Genomic DNA, 14,381 nt, shown 5'->3' with positions numbered 1-14,381 from the left:
GTAAGGGTCCATAAAGGGGACCACCGCGTGGCTTGGTGGTCCCCTTTTTTGCGGTCAATTTTCGAGTTTCGGACCCTTTTCCCGCCCCATCAATAAACCGCTTTACCAGGATTAAGATAAATTCTTAGCCAGAGAGGTGTGCCTTGAAAAAGAAAATCCTTGTCGCTAACCGAGGCGAGATCGCCCTGCGGCTGATCCGTGCCATCCAGGAACTGGGCCATACCGCCGTGGCCGTTTACGAAACCCCGGACAACGAGGCGCTGCATATCCGCACCGCCGACGAAGCGGTCTGGCTGGGAGACGGTCCTCGCAGTGATTATCTTAACATTGATAAGGTGATCCAGGCGGCCAAGAAAACCGGCGCTTGCGCCATCCACCCCGGCTACGGCTTTTTGGCCGAAAACCCCGATTTTGCCAAGGCCTGCGAGGATAACGGAATCATCTTCATCGGCCCGCCCTCCAACGTCATCCAGGCCTTGGGCGATAAGGTAACCGCCCGCAAGATCATGCAGGAGGCCGGTATTCCCCTGGTGCCCGGCACCCCCAGCCTGGCCCCGGGCGAGGCTGGATTGGCCGAGGCCGTTGAATTTTGCAACACCCACGGCTACCCGGTGATGCTCAAGGCCACTGCCGGCGGCGGCGGTCGCGGCATCCGGCGCATCGACGACGAAAAGCAGCTCAAGGCCGAAATCCCGGTGGCCCGGGCCGAGGCCAAGGCGGCTTTTGCCAACGATGCGGTATTCTTGGAAAAACTGGTGGAAAACCCCAAGCATATCGAGGTCCAGGTGATTGCCGACAAGGAGGGCACCACGGTGCACCTGGGCTCCCGGGACTGCTCCATCCAACGCCGTAACCAGAAACTGATCGAGATCGCCCCCTCGCTGATCCCCGATCAGGCCCTGGTGGACAAGATCTGTGAAACTGCGGTACAGGCCGCCAAGGCCGCCAAGTATTTCAACGCCGGCACCGTGGAGTTCCTGGTGGACAAGAATTACAACTTCTATTTCATGGAGATCAACACCCGGGTCCAGGTGGAGCACACGGTTACCGAGATGGTCACCGGGATCGACATCGTCCGCACCCAGATCAAGCTGGCCCTGGGCAAAAAGCTGGCTTTTGCCCAGGATGACGTGCAGATTCGGGGTTACGCCATCGAGGTGCGGATCAATGCCGAAGACCCCCAGAACAACTTCATGCCCGAGGGCGGCAAGACCGTTTCCGTTTATCGTTCGCCGGGCGGCTACGGGGTGCGGCTGGATGGTTTCGCCTACCAGGGTTACACCATCCCCGAGGTTTATGACTCCCTGCTGGTGAAACTGACCGTGCACGGCTTTTCCTGGAACGAAACGGTGGATCGGCTGCGGCGCTGCCTAAACAACTTCGTCATCGTCGGCCCCAAGACCACCATTCCTTTTTACTTGCGAGTAATTGACGACCCGGATTTCAAAGGCGGGGATTTCAATACCTCCTTTTTGGATACCCACGATTATCTGCTGGAGTACGAGGATTTCACCTCGGAGGGCAACAAGCTGGCGCATTTGATTGCCGAAATACACTATCGCCAACAAAACCCCTACGCTGTGTAAACGTCCAGCAGCACCGCAGCTTGCGGCACGGCTGTTCGTTTACATGCCTTCGGTGCGGGGTTGGTTTTTTTGACGCAGTACCTTCTAAAACGATAAGAAAATACGCCGGGTTCGGTGAATGCGCCGGAGCGGCAAAGCTGATAAGGAGATAGACATGGAACGTATTGTCCACGGCATGAGTCCCGGCGAGGCGATTGAGACCCTGCGCAAGGCGGATGGTTACTATGTGACCAACACCGCCCGCGATTTGTCCCAGTCCGATTACAAGAACCGGATTTTGCTGCACACCGACTTGTTGGCCGCCCCGGCCCGGGAAGCGGCGGGGTATTTTTCCCTGGAGATCACCGGCGGGGCCTCAATCCATGTCGATATGCTGCGCAAGCAGGTGGATCCCTTTCTCAAGCTGCAACTGCTGCGGGAGAAAATGCCTAAAACCATGTTCCAGACCCTCTGCCGCGGGATCAACCTCTTCGGCTATCGGCCCTACCCGCAGAACGTGATCCGCATGGTGGTCCGCGAATACGCCAAATACGTGGATGTCTGGCGGGTGTTCGATTTCCTCAACCATGTTCCCAACATGGTGGCGGTTTTCGAGGAAGTGCAGAAGGCGGGCAAGATCCTGGAACCGGCGGTTTGCTTTTCCACCGGCCCGGAGCATACCGATGAGTTTTACGTTAAGAAAGTCGGCGAGATCCTTGATGTCACCGGCCAAGAAATCGTGCTCTGCATCAAAAACCACGGCGGCCTGGGCACCCCCAAGCGGATCGGTGATCTGGTGAACGCTATTTTGCAAAAATACCCGGACCTGGTGATCCACTACCACGGGCACAACACCGACGGCAACGACGTGGGACGGATCACTGCCGCCGTGCAGGCCGGGGCCAGGATCGTCGATGCCTCCGACCACGCCTTTTCCGGCTTCTACGGCCCGCCCTCCATCCTTACCGCCGTCAACACCCTCACTGAATACGGCTACAAGGCCATCGGCCTCAATGAGGAGGCGGTGGTGGACACCTCGGAAGCCCTGCGAAACGAGCGCCAGTACTACGAGTATTTCGAGTCGCAGTTCAAGGGGTTCGACCCCACCGTCCAGATCCACAAGCTGCCCGGCGGGGCGGCCGGCAGCAGCTTCGAGCAGGCCACCAAAGGCGGCTTTCTGAACAAAATGCCGACCATCCTCCACGATGAGTTGCCCAAGGTGCAAAAGGAATTGGGCAACTACTGGAGTGTGACCCCCGGTTCCCAGATCCTCTGGACCACGGCGGTGGCCAACGTCCAGGCCGGCGACCGCTACTCCACCCCCTCCGGCGACCTGAAAAACCTGCTGCTGGGCAAGTACGGACCCTTCCCCTTTTACCAGCCGGCGGACTGGATCTACGAGAAGGTCTTTGGTGCCAACTGGCGGGAGATTCTGGAAAAAGAAGGCGGTATGGACGAGATTGCCGATATGGATATCGAGCAGGAGCGCCGCGATCTGGCCGAAAAGCTGGGCTACGAGCCCACCGAGCAGCAACTGGTTAACTATCTTCAGCACCCCAACGACGCCGTGGCCTTTTTCAAGTTTGAAGAAAAATTCGGCAAGGTCTATGCCCTGCCGCCCTCGATCTTCTTGCGCCGGGGCGGCTTCAAGCTGGGCGAGGTGCTCAAATTCCGCGATCACTACGGCAAGGAACACGTGGTGGAGGTCGGTCCCATGCAGCACGATGAAGCCGGTACGGCCCACGTCTATCTCAACGTGGATCACCACGAACGGCGCTATGAGTTCGAGCCGGAGGTCAGCGAAAGCAGCGGTGGAGCGGCCAAGGAAGTGCAGCTTTCCAAAAAGGAAATCGAAGAACTGGCCGCCGCCGGCGATTACCGGGCGCCGTTCGGGGCCAACGTCTGCGAAGTCAGCGTCAAGGCCGGCGATGAGGTCAAGGCCGGCGATCAGCTGCTGGTGCTGGAGGCCATGAAGATGCAGACTCCCATCAAAAGCGAGATCGACGGTAAAGTTGAGAAGATTTCCGTCAAGGTCGGGGATGCGGTCAAGGCCGGAGGCCCGCTGTTGGAAGTAAAGTCGTCGTAAACGTCCAGCAGCACCGCAGCTTGCGGCGATCGGCCCGGCTTGCGTACCAGGGTACGCGGCGCCGGTCCGCTTGCCGCAATCTGCGGCACTGCTGAACGTTTACGTGGTTTTTCTCCTGGAGAGACAAACTTTAGCGCCCCAACCGGCAAGAGCCGGTTGGGGCGTCTGGTTTTTATTGCTATGAGCCCTGCAATATGACCTTTAGCGGATTTCCAGTACCGAGTTTTCGCCGCCAAAGGGGTTGGGGCAACGCTGGTCGCAGGCCGGGTCATTGAGCCACTGGCCGTCGACCACAAAGCGGTATTCATAGCGGCCGGGCTTGAGCTTTTTGCTTTTCTTGTGCAGGCCGCTTTTCAACTTGCGCAACTTGTCCTTGCCGTTTTCCCAGTTGTTGAAATCACCCACCAGGCAAACCTCGGCGGCGTCCGGGGCCATCAGGCTGAAGTCGTGGCTCACGCTGGCCGGGACGGCGCTTTTCTGGCAGGTTTTACTGCTCTTGCAAGTTTTCTTTGGTGTCTTCGGAGCGGTGGAAGATTTGGTTGCCATGGCAGTTGCCTCCAGTGGTTGTGTCTGAAAAAAACAAAACCCGCGACCAAGGAGCAACCTGTAGCCCCGCACGAGTTACCTTAATATTGTCATATTGGATAATGGTGGCAGGCTATGTCAATAAAAAAAACAGTGCTCACCCGGTAAAGGTCAGCCGGTTGAAACCACCCTCCGGGTACCAGGGGCGGGAGGCGTTGATGCCGTTGATCTCCATGATGCATACCTCCAGCACCAGATAGGTTCTGGTGCCTTTGCGGACGCAGGCGGTCAGGGTGTCGCCGTGGTGACCCAGGGCCGCGTGGAGATGGATTTTGGGGTCATCGTTTTCATCCCAAAAGATGCTGCCGCTGCCCAGGGTTTCCCGGGCCTGGTCAAATTCCCGCCAGACCGGTTCCGGGGGCATCACCGGCTCTTTAGGGCCGGTGACCACTGCCGCCTGGCGCAACCCGCCGATTACCCAGAACCAGGCGCTGCGAATATCTTCCCGGCGGATAACCTCTTCCAGGCCGGCGAGAAAATCATCCCCTTCATCGAAGCGGACGCTGAACACGCGACCGCAGGTGCCGCTGCGATAATCCATTGCTTGCCTCCTGCTTAAGGTTGATCCTGTGGTTCGCTGGTCGGCGCCGCTTTTTCTTCCGTTGTCAGTGCCTGCTGCAGTTTTTGCCGCTCCTGCAGCCCTTTTAAGGCGCGGAAGATTTCCCGGCTGTGGGTGGTTTTGCGGGTGCGGGCGTAGCGGGCGGCAGCAAGGCGAAACTCCTTGGGATCAAGCTCGGGAAACAAAGCGGCGGCATGCTCCAGGGCCGGGCTGGGCCAGTTGTCGGGCATGGGAATCTCTTCTTGCCGGGCCTCTTCATAGGCGGCGATGGCCTCGCTGATGATCGCCTGGCGCAATTGTTCCAGTTGGTGAAACTCCTCGTTTTCCTTGAGCTTGGAGCCTTTTTGTCGGGCCAGGTGGTCGGCCAGTTGCCGGTAATTTTCTTCGTTATTGCGCAGTTCTTTGGCGATGAATTTTACCTGGCGCTTGCGGGCCCCGGCGTTAAGTTTGCCGGCGGCCAGAATTTCCCGCCGCAACTCTTGGTCAACCGGCAGGTTGCCGATCTCGCCGGGAGAAAGTGCCGCCAGTTCCCCGGCCATCTTTTCCACCCGGGCGGCCTGACGTTTTTTTTCCGATTTGCTGATATCCATCTTCATCTTTTGCGTGTAATCCAAGTGAAGCTACGTTAAACTCGCGACTTGCACCGCCGCTTCGGCGGTGAACATTGTTGCAGATAACCAGCCGTTGGTTGTTTTGTAAACCAATTTCCCCATTACAGGTTAAGGATTTGAACATGCGCGAAAACAATTTTACCGTCACCCAGCCCACCCGGATTCGCTTCGGGGTGGACAGTATCAACGATCTGGCCGCCATGGTGCGGGAATTGGGAGGCAGCCGGGTTTTGCTGGTGATCGACCCCGGGGTAGCGGCGGCCGGTTTGCTGGAAAAGGTCGGCGCTTCGCTTAAAGGGCAAAAGGTGCCTTTTACCGTCTATGATCAAGTTGCTCCCGAGCCGGGCCTGAAACTGGCCGACGCTGGGGCCAAGCTGGCCAAACAGAAAAAATGCGATTGCGTGGTGGGGGTCGGCGGCGGCTCGGCCATGGATGTGGCCAAGGCGGTCAGCATTTTGCTGACCAACGGCGGCAAGGCCGAGGATTATATCGGGCTGGGGAAAATCGCCAAGGCCGGCGTGCCCAAGATCATGATCCCTACCACCGCCGGCACCGGGGCCGAGATGACCTTCACCGCCGTTTTCATCAATGAAAAAACCGGCTCCAAAGCCGGGATGAATGGTGACCCGCTCTATCCCGAGGCAGCCATTCTGGACCCGGCTTTGACCCTGAGCATGCCGTCGCAGGTCACCGCCGCCACCGGCATTGACGCCCTGACCCACGCCCTGGAGGCCTACGTTTCCACCCAGGCCCATACCATCTCCGACATGTACGCGCTGGAGGCCATTGATCTTATCGCCGGCAATCTGGGCAAGGCTTACGCCCACGGCGATAACCTGGAGGCGCGCAGCGCCATGCTGATGGGCAGCCTGCTGGCGGGCAAGGCCCTGGCCACCGCCGGCGTCGGCCTGGTGCACGCCATGGCCTACCCTTTGGGTGGTATGCACCAGATTCCCCACGGTCTGGCCAATGCGGTGCTGCTGCCCTATGTCATGGCTTATAACCTCATCGGCGCCCCGGAGCGTTTTGCCACTTTGGCCGAGATGTTCGGGGTGGATACCTCGGAGTTGAATTTACGGGAAGCGGCCCAGGCCTCGGTGGAAGCGGTTTGGAACCTGAACCAGGATGTCGGCATTCCCCGCAGTCTGCAAGAGTTGGGAATTCCCCGGGAAGATATCCCGGAGATGGCCAAAATCGCCCTCACCGTCGCCCGGCCCGTGGCCAACAACCCCCGCCGGCCCAACCATGACGAGGTGATGGCAATTTATGAAGAAGCTTTGGTCGGCTGGGAGTAGTCGATTGCTGCAACCGTATAATCTGCTAATCCCGGCGAGGCCGGCTGGTGGCCGGTAAGCCGATAAAGAGCCTGGGAGGAAGAGAATGCCTGGTTTCGAAGTGTTTGGTGCCGAAGAGAAGAAGGAAATCGCCGAGGTGCTGGATACCGGAGTGCTGTTTCGCTACGAGTTCCCCAGTGAGCGACGCGGTATCTACAAGGTGCGCCGCTTTGAAGAAGAGTTTGCCCGTTACTGCGGGGTTGGCCACGCCCAGGCGGTGACCTCCGGCACCGCCGCCCTCAAGGTGGCCCTGGCGGCCATGGGGGTGGGGCCCGGCGATGAGGTGATTACCCAGGGTTTTACCTTCGTCGCCACCTGGGAGGCCATCTTCGATGTCGGGGCAGTACCGGTCTTTGCCGAGGTGGACGACACCCTGAACCTGGACCCGGCCGATCTGGAAGAAAAAATCACCCCCCGCACCCGGGCCATCATCCCGGTGCACATGATGGGGGCTCCGGCCCGGATGGAAGAGATCATGGCCATCGCCGACCGCCATGGCATCCCGGTGCTGGAAGACACCGCCCAGGCGCCGGGAGCGGCCATCAATGGCCGCAAGTGTGGCTCGTTTGGTCTTTGCGGCACCTTCTCCTTCGACCCGGTCAAGACCATCACCACCGGCGAAGGGGGGATGATCGTCACCGACGATGAAGCGTTGTGGCGACGGATGAGCGAGTACCAGGACCATGGCCACGATCATGTGCCCAACCCCGGCGGTCGGGGCGGCGAGGGGCGCAGCTTCATCGGCTTCAACTACCGGATGATGGAGCTGCAGGGGGCCATCGGCCTGGCCCAACTGGCCAAGCTTGATGGCATCATCGAATCCCAGCGCCGCAACAAGGCGGCCCTGCGCCAGGTGGTAAGCCAATTGCCGGGGGTGAGCTTCCGCACCGTGCTGGACCCCGACGGCGACAACGCCTCTTTCCTGGCCTTTTTCCTGCCCGATGCCGCCGCTGCCCTGAAAGTAAACGAAACCCTGGCGGCGAACGGCGCCGGGGCGGTCTATTTCGCCAATAACACCTGGCACTACTACCCCAAGTGGGAACATCTGCTGGCCGGCTCAACCCTGGCTAAAAGCGGTTGGCCCTTCAAGGAAGCCGACGGCCGCCGCCGAGTGCAGTACGATCCCCAGGCCCTGCCCAAATCGGCGGCCATCATGGACCGCCTGCTGGTCTACCCGGTGCCGATCAAGTTAAGTGACGAGCGCCTGGAACAGATTGCTGAGGCGGTGAAAGCGGCTTGCTGAACGATTACGGCCCGTTAGGCCGGTAACCGGCAAGTTGGTTCCCTTGGTTAACGCTTACTGTTGATCAAATAGACATCAAAGCGGTTGCTTTTGCCTGGCAGGGAGTAACTTGGGGGCGGCCCGGGCAGGCTGGGGGCGTGGCGGGGGCGTTTGACCACCACCCGGCGGCCGGCTTTGGGCAGGGCCGCGGTCAGCAGTTGCCCGGCGTCGGGGTCGTCACCGGCGAGCAGGCGCAGCAGGCGCAGTTCCTTTTTGACCAGGGCACTTTTGCCGCGTTCCGGGAACATGGGATCCAGATAGATTACATCAGCCACCGGGGCCGGTGATTGTTGCAGAAAAGCCAGGGCATCGCCCGCCAGCAGTTGCAGGTTTTCCCCGATCACGGCGGCGATGGCCGGATCGGCCAGGGCACGGTGCAGGCCGTCGGCCAGCAGGGCATGGACGGCGGGGGAGCGTTCCAGCATCTGTACCCGGCAGCCCAAGGCGGCCAGGATAAAGGCGTCCCGGCCCAATCCGGCGGTGGCGTCCAGCACCGTGGGCGGTTTGCTGCCCCTGCTGCCCTTGACCCCCACAGCGCGGGCCAGTTGTTCCCGCCGCCCGCCTCCCCGGCGGCGGCGATAGTTAAGCTGCTCACTGGCGAAATCGACGTACACCGGTTTGAGAGCCAATTGGTCGGTGGCGCGCAGCTCCAGGCGCTCCGGGGTCAATTGCAGTAACAAAGATGGCGGGGATGGCGGGTCATTTTCCCGGTCGGCCGGGTTGTACAGCACCAGCCCCAAAGCTTCGGCCAGTCGGCGGGCCTCGTCCAGCCGGGAAGGGTCGGTTGCTGTTACGGCAAGTTGGCTGGTCACGGTTGGATCCGGTTCATAATTTGATTTGACGAAAAGTCTCGGCAGGTTAGAGGAACAAAATAATGGATTCCGCAGATAAAAAACAGCCCCAAGTGGTGGCGGTGATTCCCGCCCGCTACCAATCCAACCGTTTTGAGGGTAAACCCCTGGCGTTGATCAAGGGTAAACCCATGATCCAGCGGGTTTATGAGCGGGCCAAGGCGGTGCCCATGCTCTCCCGGGTGGCGGTGGCCACCGATGATCAGCGGATCGCCGACTGTGTGCGCGCTTTCGGCGGCGAGGCGGTGATGACCCGCAGCGATCATGTTTCGGGTACCGATCGCCTGGCCGAAGCGGTCACCATCATGGATATCGATGAGCATGATGTGGTGGTCAATATCCAGGGCGACCAGCCGCTTTTTGATCCGGCGGTGGTGGGGCAGGTGGCCGGCCCCCTGCTGGCTGATCCGGCCCTGCCCATGGCCACCCTGATCTACCGGATCATCCGGCCCGAAGAGATCAACGACCCCAACCACGTCAAAACAGTATTCGACCGCCACGGCCGGGCCTTGTATTTTTCCCGTTCCCCCATCCCGCATCAGCGCGACCCCGACGGCGGCAGCCCCACCTATTACAAGCACCTGGGGTTTTATGCCTACCGAAAAGGCTTCCTGCTGACCTTCGTAGGTCTGCCGGAAGGGGAGTGGGAATACTTTGAAAAGCTGGAACAACTGCGGGCACTGGAGTACGGTTACACCATCCAGGTGGTACTCACCGAGCACGATTCAGTCGAGGTAGACACCCCGGCCGATCTGAAACGGGCGGAGGAGTTGTTCAGGGAGTAAGTTGCAAACAGGTAAAACCCCATGGGTGAAAACTTCGCGGGAGGGTTCCCGGGTTGGCCGGTGGCGTGCTGGTGCGGGTTCGGCCGCCCCCGGAGGACATGGACGTCCGGGAGGGGGCGGCCGCCTCGGAGGCGGACAGGACGTCCGCCGAGAATGAGCACCAGCGCGCCACCGGCCAACCCCCCAACGGGCATAATTTGGATACCCATATTTCTTTTGTACGGCATAAAAAAGGAGAAAACACATGCGACGAGCGAAAATAACCATCATCGGGGCCGGCAATGTCGGCGCCACCGCCGCCCACTGGGCCTTAAGCCGCAACCTGGGCGATATTGTGTTGCTGGACGTAATGGAAGGAATCCCCCAGGGCAAGGCGCTGGATCTGCTCCAGTCCGGTCCGGTGGATGGTTTCAGTCGCCGGGTGATCGGCAGTAATGACTACCGTGATTCGGTGGATTCCGACGTGGTGATCATCACCGCCGGCCTGGCCCGCAAGCCGGGGATGAGCCGGGATGATCTGCTGGCCAAAAACGTTGAGATCGTTAAAAGCTGTGCCGAACAGGCGGCAAGCTTCTCCCCCAACGCGGTGCTGATCGTGGTAACCAACCCCATCGATGCCATGGTCTATACCGCCTACAAGGTGTCCGGTTTTCCCCGCCAGCGGGTGATCGGGATGGCCGGGGTGCTTGATTCCGCCCGCTACCGGACCTTCCTGGCCGAGGCCCTGGGGGTGGCGCCGCGGGATGTCAACGCCATGGTCATGGGGATCCATGGCGACAATATGCTGCCCCTGGTACGGCTGGCCAATGTGGCCGGGGTGCCGGTGAGCGATCTGCTGGATGCCGAAACCATTGCCGGCATTGTCAAGCGCACCCAGCATGGTGGGGCGGAGATCGTCAATCACCTGAAAACCGGCAGCGCCTTTTACACCCCGGGGCTGGCGGCCGTCGAGATGGCCGAGGCGATCATCACCGACAGCAAACGGGTGATGCCCTGCGCCGCCTGGCTGGAAGGGGAGTTCGGCATTTCCGGGTGCTTCCTGGGGGTGCCGGTGGTCTTGGGTACCGGCGGGGTGGAGCGGATTGTCGAGTTCCCCTTGCAGGACGAGGAACGGGCCGCTCTGGCGGAATCGGAAACCATAGTCCGGGGCCAGATGGCCGCTACAGGGATTTAAGTTCACCTTCTTGGATGATGATGAACGAGCAATCGCCCCAAAGGGCAATAGAGCGCCAGTTGGCGCAGCTTGCAGCCGCTTCCTTTCATCCGCTGGACCTGCTTCCGTACCAGGACCGAGCGGAAAAGCTGCTGGCCCTGGTCTTGAACGGCCAGCCCAGCGCTCCCCCGGAGATCGCCGCCGCTCTGGCGGAGTTGACTGAAACCTTGAAGCGGGTGCCGTGCGCCGAGGCCAAAGTGCTGGTTTTCGGTGGCGGCACCGGCTTGTCCAATATCATCGGCGGCGACAGCCGCCATCCCGGCTGGCCGGCGGCCCCCTTTGCCGGGGTGAAGCAGCTTTTTCCCAGGCTTCGCTCGGTGGTTTGCGTCACCGATGACGGCGGCTCAACCGGTGAACTGCTTAAAGACCTGCCCCTGATCGCGGTGGGTGATCTGCGCCATGTGATGCTCTCTTCGGTCAGCAGGGAAAAGCTGCAAAAGCAGTATGAGCTGACCGAGATCGAGGCCCTGGAGGTGGTGGCCGCGTTGCACCAGTTGTTCAACCATCGCTTCAACCGCCTGCCGGACAACCCGGAGGCGGTGCTGGCCCAGTGCGGGGTGGAGTTGTCCACCCTGCCGGTTTTTATGGAGCGTTCCCTGTACTGGTTGCTGGTGGAGATTTTCAATAATGAGCACTTGCAACCCTTGCGGCAGCGGGCCCATTGCCTGGGCAACCTGCTGCTGGTGGCCGCCATTTACCAGCAGCCGGCCATGGCACAGGTCGACGACCGACGGGAGCCGGTTTCACCGCCGCCGGCGGCGATCTTAGGCGGTCTGCGTTTCCTGGCCGATATGCTGGGGGCCTTGCCGGAAGCGGTCTTGCCCTGCACCACCACCCCGGCCACCTTGAAAATCCTTTACGACAACGGGGTGTTGGTCAGCGGTGAAAGCAAGTCCGCCCAGGCCGGCCGCCGCTGCCCGGTGGATCGGGTGTATGTCGAGTTTGCCAGCCGGCCGGAAGTGCCGCCGGAGGTTTTTGACGCCATTGCCGAAGCCGATATTATCCTCTTTGCCCCCGGCAGTTTGTTTACCAGCATCATCCCGGTGCTTCAGGTGCCCGGTTTGGCGGCGGCGATACGGCAAAACCGGGGGGCCATGAAAGTGCTGCTGGCCAACCTCTGGGTTCAGGCCGGTGAAACGGATCTGGTGGTCGGCGAAGGTGATCGGCGCTACCACGTGTCGGATCTGTTGCGTGCCTATGATCGCAATATTCCGGGTGGGATCAACGGTCTTTTCCCGCAGATGCTGGTGGTGGGCATGCGGGAAATCCCCGGCAGCATTCTGCAGAATTACGCGCTCGAAGGCAAGGTGCCCATTTATCTCGATCGGGAGCGGGTCTGCCGACTGGGGGTCAGCCCCATCGAGGCGGCCATCGCCTCCCAGTCCGACTTCGACGGCAGCCGGGTGTTGCAGCATGATCCGGCCGCGGTGGCGACGGCGATCCGGGTGCTGTGGGGGCTGCAGGGCGCCGGTGAGCAAGAGGGGGTGGCTGCAAAGGAGGCCGCCGGGCAGGAAACCTCCCTTTTACTCAATCCCCGGCAGCAAACCCCCGACGGCCGCTGGCGGCAAATGCGCCGGCGGCTGGCGCAACTGGATCTTGCCCCGCAATGGCAGCCGGTACTGGCGGAAATCCTCTGGCGCCACCAGGATATCCTGCCGACCCACCTGGATTATGCCGACGGTCTGCAACTGGTGCCGGTGGACCAGTGGCGGCGCTGCCAGGAATGGGACAACGTTTTCTCCTTTTACGAGCCCGGTGATCGCATGATCCGGGTACGGGCCGATATCAACCCCGGCAGCCGCCAGTTTGAAATCGCTTTCCTGGTCGCCCTGGGCCAGTCTTTGCTGGGCAATTACGCCGCCGCCAAGGAAAAGAGCCCGGTGACCACCGCCGGCCGGCCGGTGGGCTACATCTTTTCTCTGACCCTGCGGCCGGAGGATGAGCGCCATTCATTTTTCAGCACCGATGAACTGGTGACCTACCTGGAACTGGCCCGCATGTGCCGGGCGTCCAGAGAGCCGGTCACCTTTACCCGGGTAGTCAACGGAAGGGAAGGTTTCACCCCCCCGGGCCTGCTCTTCGGCTTAACTTACGCCTGGTACCTGGACAACCGCTTCGCTCCCCACATCGAATACAAGATGTCCATCACCGCCGCCGAAACCTCCGATCTGGTTCCGGAGCAGTTCCGCATCTCCGCCCGCCGCCAGGGCCTGATCGACTTTTTCCGCCAGCGGGTCTTCTGGCAGTAATCGCCCACTTACAGCTTTATTATTTACCCCGCAGGCAACCGGGCCAGAGCTGGGTGTGGAGTTGCAGTTGCAGGCGGGCGGGCAGGGCGTCGGCGAGCAGCCAGGCGGCCAGCTCACTGGGCTGCAGGCGGTTGGTTACGGGTGAGAAAATCAGGTGGGGGTGGTCCGCCAGTTGGTATTCGTTGATGATCTTCCGAGCCCAGTCGTAGTCGCGGCGGTCACTGAGTACAAACTTGATCTCATCCCGGTCGGTAAGGCGCCGGAAGTTTTCCCGGTCAAGATGTTCGGCCATGCCGCTGCCCGGGCATTTTACATCCATGATGCAGTGCACCGCCGCCGGTACCCGGGCCAGGGAAATGGTGCCGTTGGTTTCCAGCAGCACTTGGCGTTGGTCGGCCAGCAGGGCGTTCAGCAGGGAGTAAACCTCTTCCTGCAGCAGGGGCTCGCCGCCGGTGATCTCCACCCGGGAAACCGGCGGTAACTCGGCAATGGCGGCCATCACCTCGGCGATGGTCCGGCAGGTGCCGGCTTCTTCGTAGGTGTAACGGGCGTCGCAATAGACACAGCGCAGGTTGCAGCCGGCCAGGCGAACGAAAATGCACGGATAACCGGCGTGGCTGGATTCACCCTGCAGGCTGTAGAAAATTTCAGCGACCATCAGCGTGCCGGGCAGCGTGCCGGGCAGCGTATCGGGCGGGGTTGCAGGCTCCGCTGCCATCCCGCCCGGTTTGTTTTCTTTTGCCATTACTCTTCCGAATAACTGACCCCGCAGGCATCGGTTTCCAGCACCGTTACCTTGTGGGGGCGGTAGCGATCGCTGCTCAGACTCTTTTTCAGTTCGGCGAAAATATAGCGGGCGATATTTTCCGAGGAGGGATTTTCCTGCTGGAAGGCCGGATGCTCGTTGAGATCACGATGATCCAGATCGTCGATGATCACCTTCAAGGCTGCCTTAAGATCGCGGAAATCCAGGGCCATGCCCAGTTCATCCAACTCGTCGGCCCGCATGATAACCTTGACCTTCCAGTTGTGGCCGTGGGGTTTTTCGCAGTTGCCGGGATAGTTGCGCAGGTGATGGCCCGAGGAAAAGTGGGTGGTGGTAAATACTTCGTACATCGTATCTCTCCTTTTTCGTAACCGTTAACCAGGGGTGTTAACCTATAACGATTACCCTTTTTCGCCAAAGACCGCTTGCAAGGCGGCGGATTTTTGAATATGAATGGCTCTTTCTTTTTGTGCCGACAATTTTATATAACCCAAG

13 protein-coding genes are annotated in these 14,381 nt (G+C 60.5%); 7 read left to right on the top strand and 6 right to left on the bottom strand.

The window, feature by feature from the left end; all coding sequences use genetic code 11:
• Window positions 1-143 precede the first annotated feature (143 nt).
• Both DAAHT2_RS04865 and DAAHT2_RS04860 read left to right on the top strand, forming a co-directional pair.
• A complete protein-coding gene (locus DAAHT2_RS04865) occupies window positions 144-1,586 on the top strand; it encodes an acetyl-CoA carboxylase biotin carboxylase subunit (protein WP_013163184.1) in 1,443 nt (480 codons plus the stop codon).
• 154 nt (window positions 1,587-1,740) lie between these two features.
• Window positions 1,741-3,651, top strand: a complete 1,911-nt coding sequence (locus DAAHT2_RS04860) for a biotin/lipoyl-containing protein (protein ID WP_013163183.1) — start codon at window positions 1,741-1,743, stop codon at window positions 3,649-3,651.
• Window positions 3,652-3,852: 201 nt separating this feature from the next.
• Here DAAHT2_RS04860 and DAAHT2_RS04855 read toward each other — a convergent pair whose 3' ends face one another.
• The 3 genes from DAAHT2_RS04855 to yjgA form a co-directional block, all read right to left on the bottom strand.
• On the bottom strand, window positions 3,853-4,197 hold the full coding sequence (locus DAAHT2_RS04855) for an isoamylase early set domain-containing protein (protein ID WP_013163182.1): 345 nt from the start codon (window positions 4,195-4,197) through the stop codon (window positions 3,853-3,855).
• A gap of 136 nt (window positions 4,198-4,333) precedes the next feature.
• Window positions 4,334-4,777 (bottom strand): PPC domain-containing DNA-binding protein, encoded by a 444-nt coding sequence (locus DAAHT2_RS04850; protein ID WP_013163181.1) that lies wholly within the window; start codon window positions 4,775-4,777, stop codon window positions 4,334-4,336.
• A gap of 14 nt (window positions 4,778-4,791) precedes the next feature.
• Entirely contained in the window at window positions 4,792-5,391 is a 600-nt protein-coding gene (gene yjgA, locus DAAHT2_RS04845; RefSeq protein ID WP_013163180.1) for a ribosome biogenesis factor YjgA, read from the bottom strand.
• Window positions 5,392-5,528: 137 nt separating this feature from the next.
• On the opposite strand from yjgA, the gene DAAHT2_RS04840 reads away from it, so the two are divergent.
• Together DAAHT2_RS04840 and DAAHT2_RS04835 are read left to right on the top strand one after the other, a co-directional pair.
• On the top strand, window positions 5,529-6,701 hold the full coding sequence (locus DAAHT2_RS04840) for an iron-containing alcohol dehydrogenase (RefSeq protein ID WP_013163179.1): 1,173 nt from the start codon (window positions 5,529-5,531) through the stop codon (window positions 6,699-6,701).
• Between the two features lie 85 nt (window positions 6,702-6,786).
• Entirely contained in the window at window positions 6,787-7,983 is a 1,197-nt protein-coding gene (locus DAAHT2_RS04835) for a DegT/DnrJ/EryC1/StrS family aminotransferase (RefSeq protein ID WP_013163178.1), read from the top strand.
• Between the two features lie 47 nt (window positions 7,984-8,030).
• Here DAAHT2_RS04835 and DAAHT2_RS04830 read toward each other — a convergent pair whose 3' ends face one another.
• A complete protein-coding gene (locus DAAHT2_RS04830; RefSeq protein WP_013163177.1) occupies window positions 8,031-8,834 on the bottom strand; it encodes a class I SAM-dependent methyltransferase in 804 nt (267 codons plus the stop codon).
• Window positions 8,835-8,896: 62 nt separating this feature from the next.
• On the opposite strand from DAAHT2_RS04830, the gene kdsB reads away from it, so the two are divergent.
• The 3 genes from kdsB (at window position 8,897) to DAAHT2_RS04810 (ending at window position 13,120) form a co-directional block, all read left to right on the top strand.
• Window positions 8,897-9,658 carry a 3-deoxy-manno-octulosonate cytidylyltransferase gene (kdsB, locus tag DAAHT2_RS04825; RefSeq protein ID WP_013163176.1) on the top strand — a complete coding sequence of 254 codons (762 nt, stop codon included), beginning with the start codon at window positions 8,897-8,899 and terminating at the stop codon, window positions 9,656-9,658.
• 244 nt (window positions 9,659-9,902) lie between these two features.
• Window positions 9,903-10,832: a malate dehydrogenase gene (gene mdh, locus DAAHT2_RS04815; RefSeq protein ID WP_013163174.1), complete on the top strand. Its 930-nt coding sequence runs from the start codon at window positions 9,903-9,905 to the stop codon at window positions 10,830-10,832.
• A gap of 59 nt (window positions 10,833-10,891) precedes the next feature.
• Entirely contained in the window at window positions 10,892-13,120 is a 2,229-nt protein-coding gene (locus tag DAAHT2_RS04810; protein ID WP_218915044.1) for a gluconeogenesis factor YvcK family protein, read from the top strand.
• Between the two features lie 19 nt (window positions 13,121-13,139).
• Here the strand turns inward: DAAHT2_RS04810 and DAAHT2_RS04805 are convergent, their stop codons facing one another.
• Together DAAHT2_RS04805 and queD are read right to left on the bottom strand one after the other, a co-directional pair.
• Window positions 13,140-13,865, bottom strand: coding sequence for a 7-carboxy-7-deazaguanine synthase QueE (locus DAAHT2_RS04805; RefSeq protein ID WP_013163172.1), 726 nt, complete (start codon window positions 13,863-13,865; stop codon window positions 13,140-13,142).
• On the bottom strand, window positions 13,865-14,236 hold the full coding sequence (gene queD / locus DAAHT2_RS04800; protein WP_013163171.1) for a 6-carboxytetrahydropterin synthase QueD: 372 nt from the start codon (window positions 14,234-14,236) through the stop codon (window positions 13,865-13,867). Before queD ends, DAAHT2_RS04805 begins: the two co-directional genes overlap by 1 nt.
• Window positions 14,237-14,381: the final 145 nt, after the last annotated feature.

It is taken from the genome of Desulfurivibrio alkaliphilus AHT 2, from assembly GCF_000092205.1.
GTDB classification, from domain to species: Bacteria; Desulfobacterota; Desulfobulbia; order Desulfobulbales; family Desulfurivibrionaceae; genus Desulfurivibrio; species Desulfurivibrio alkaliphilus.
The sequence above is the reverse complement of the archived record's forward strand: the minus strand, read 5'-3'. Positions and strand labels throughout refer to the sequence as shown.